Source organism: Pseudoflavonifractor phocaeensis (assembly GCF_016901955.1).
Lineage (GTDB): Bacteria > Bacillota > Clostridia > Oscillospirales > Oscillospiraceae > Flavonifractor > Flavonifractor phocaeensis_A.
Genome location: NZ_JACJLC010000180.1, coordinates 1 through 1,590 on the forward strand (window position 1 = coordinate 1; position 1,590 = coordinate 1,590).

The 1,590-nt window shown below is 52.8% G+C and carries 3 protein-coding genes; 1 reads left to right on the forward strand and 2 read right to left on the reverse strand.

From position 1 onward, the window contains the following. Positions 1–129 precede the first annotated feature (129 nt). On the reverse strand, positions 130–261 hold the full coding sequence (locus H6B51_RS18210) for a hypothetical protein (RefSeq protein ID WP_275967560.1): 132 nt from the start codon (positions 259–261) through the stop codon (positions 130–132). Positions 262–446: 185 nt separating this feature from the next. On the opposite strand from H6B51_RS18210, the gene H6B51_RS16960 reads away from it, so the two are divergent. Beyond that, entirely contained in the window at positions 447–1,052 is a 606-nt protein-coding gene (locus tag H6B51_RS16960) for an ATP-binding protein (protein WP_335342201.1), read from the forward strand. Between the two features lie 129 nt (positions 1,053–1,181). Here the strand turns inward: H6B51_RS16960 and H6B51_RS16965 are convergent, their stop codons facing one another. Then, entirely contained in the window at positions 1,182–1,382 is a 201-nt protein-coding gene (locus tag H6B51_RS16965) for a hypothetical protein (RefSeq protein ID WP_204884772.1), read from the reverse strand. Between the last annotated feature and the right edge of the window lie 208 nt (positions 1,383–1,590).

Below are 1,590 nucleotides of genomic sequence, written 5' to 3' on the forward strand. Positions count from 1 at the left end.
CGTCCTGGTAGACCTTCACCTCCCCGCCCGCCGCCTTGCGGCACAGGTCCAGCTGGCCGCTGATGGAAAGGCTGTCCTTTTTCAGCAGGGACTGGCGGGCATAGGCCGCATTAAACTTCATGGCCATGGTCAGGAGATCTGTCTGGTCTGCTGGCTCCGCAGGGAGTGCAGCAGCGCTGCGCACATCCTGCGGGCATTCTGGATGGCCTCCTGCCGTTTCTCCGCTGTCTCGTACTGGGGATGGGTGTGCTTCACTGTCATGGGGATCCCTCCTCCCTCCACCTTATGAGAGAAACGATAAGAAGATACCCCGTCTGATAGTTCCCATAGGTACACTTTTTGAACCTACTGAATTGTCAGGCACACAGGCGGACAGCGGAAGCTGTCCGCCTGTTGTGTTTTATGCCAGCAATCGCTTGATTTCTTTGATATCTGTGATCTGCTTTGTGATATACGGTATGTGCTCTCCCTCCTGCATAACCCGGCTCATCCGCAACGCTGGCTACGCGGATCCCGCCGCCTGTGTCGAGAATATTGAGTACCACCCGGAACGAAGGCTGGACCGGGAGCAGATCCTGCGCCTGGCTTCCTGCACCTACCTCCAGGAAGCACACAATGTCATCATTTTGGGAGCCACTGGAGCCGGAAAGACTTATTTAGCCTGCGCCCTTGGCATGGCTGCCAGCCGCAGCTTTTATTCCGTCCGGTATATTCGCCTGCCGGATCTGCTGGTGGAGATCTCTGTGGCCCGCGCCAACGGAACCTACCGGGATTACATGAAAAAGCTCAAGAAAGAGAAACTACTCATCCTGGATGAGTGGCTACTCTATTCCCTCAAGGAGGCCGAGGCCCGGGATGTGCTGGAACTGGTAGAGGCCCGGAACAAGGTGGCCTCCACCATCTTCTGTTCCCAGTATGATACCAGTGAGTGGCACGAGAACCTGTTCGACCCCACCCTGGCCGATGCCATCTGTGACCGGATCATCTACAACGCCTATACCATCCAAATTGAGGGCGAGTCCATGCGAAAGCGCAAGGGCATCCCCGAGTAATTCCCTGCATGGCGGTCTGGTGCACCACGCTCCCGGCCGCCATGCACCATTTCGGCGGAATGGGCGCGCCATGGCGCCGATGTCTGACCAGCGGCGAGAGTGTCTGCTTTGCGCGGTCAGGGTGTAGGACTACCAACGGTCAAGGTGTAGTTTTGGCACGGTGTACGCAGCTAACAGTTCTTTATCAGAAAGTTCGTCAAACACCTTTTCTTTTACCGCCTGATTACTTAATTCCCGATAGATGTATTTTGCTTCGTTCTTCAAAACACGGGTGCAAAAACCGCCGAATTGATTTTGTATGCGCTTCTCATAAGACTTGGATTTTTTCATTTTCTCACCTCCTTTCTTTGCGAAAGTCGGTGTTGTTTTTCCCTTTCATTTAAGGAGTGCAAAACATGTCCTTTTGGCAACTCGGAAATTAAAAAAAGTTAAAAATTTTTCAGAATAGATTTCTTATAGCCTCAAATCAAGAGGGGCGCACGCTGATTAAAAAGCCGGCGAAAAAAAGAAAAAAGCCGTCCGCAGGAAAGTAAAACCT

Excerpts from the sequence above, each read along its gene's own strand:
- H6B51_RS18210 (WP_275967560.1), bottom strand. The coding sequence starts at position 261 with ATGACAGTGAAGCACACCCATCCCCAGTACGAGACAGCGGAGAAACGG.
- H6B51_RS16965 (WP_204884772.1), bottom strand. The coding sequence starts at position 1,382 with ATGAAAAAATCCAAGTCTTATGAGAAGCGCATACAAAATCAATTCGGC.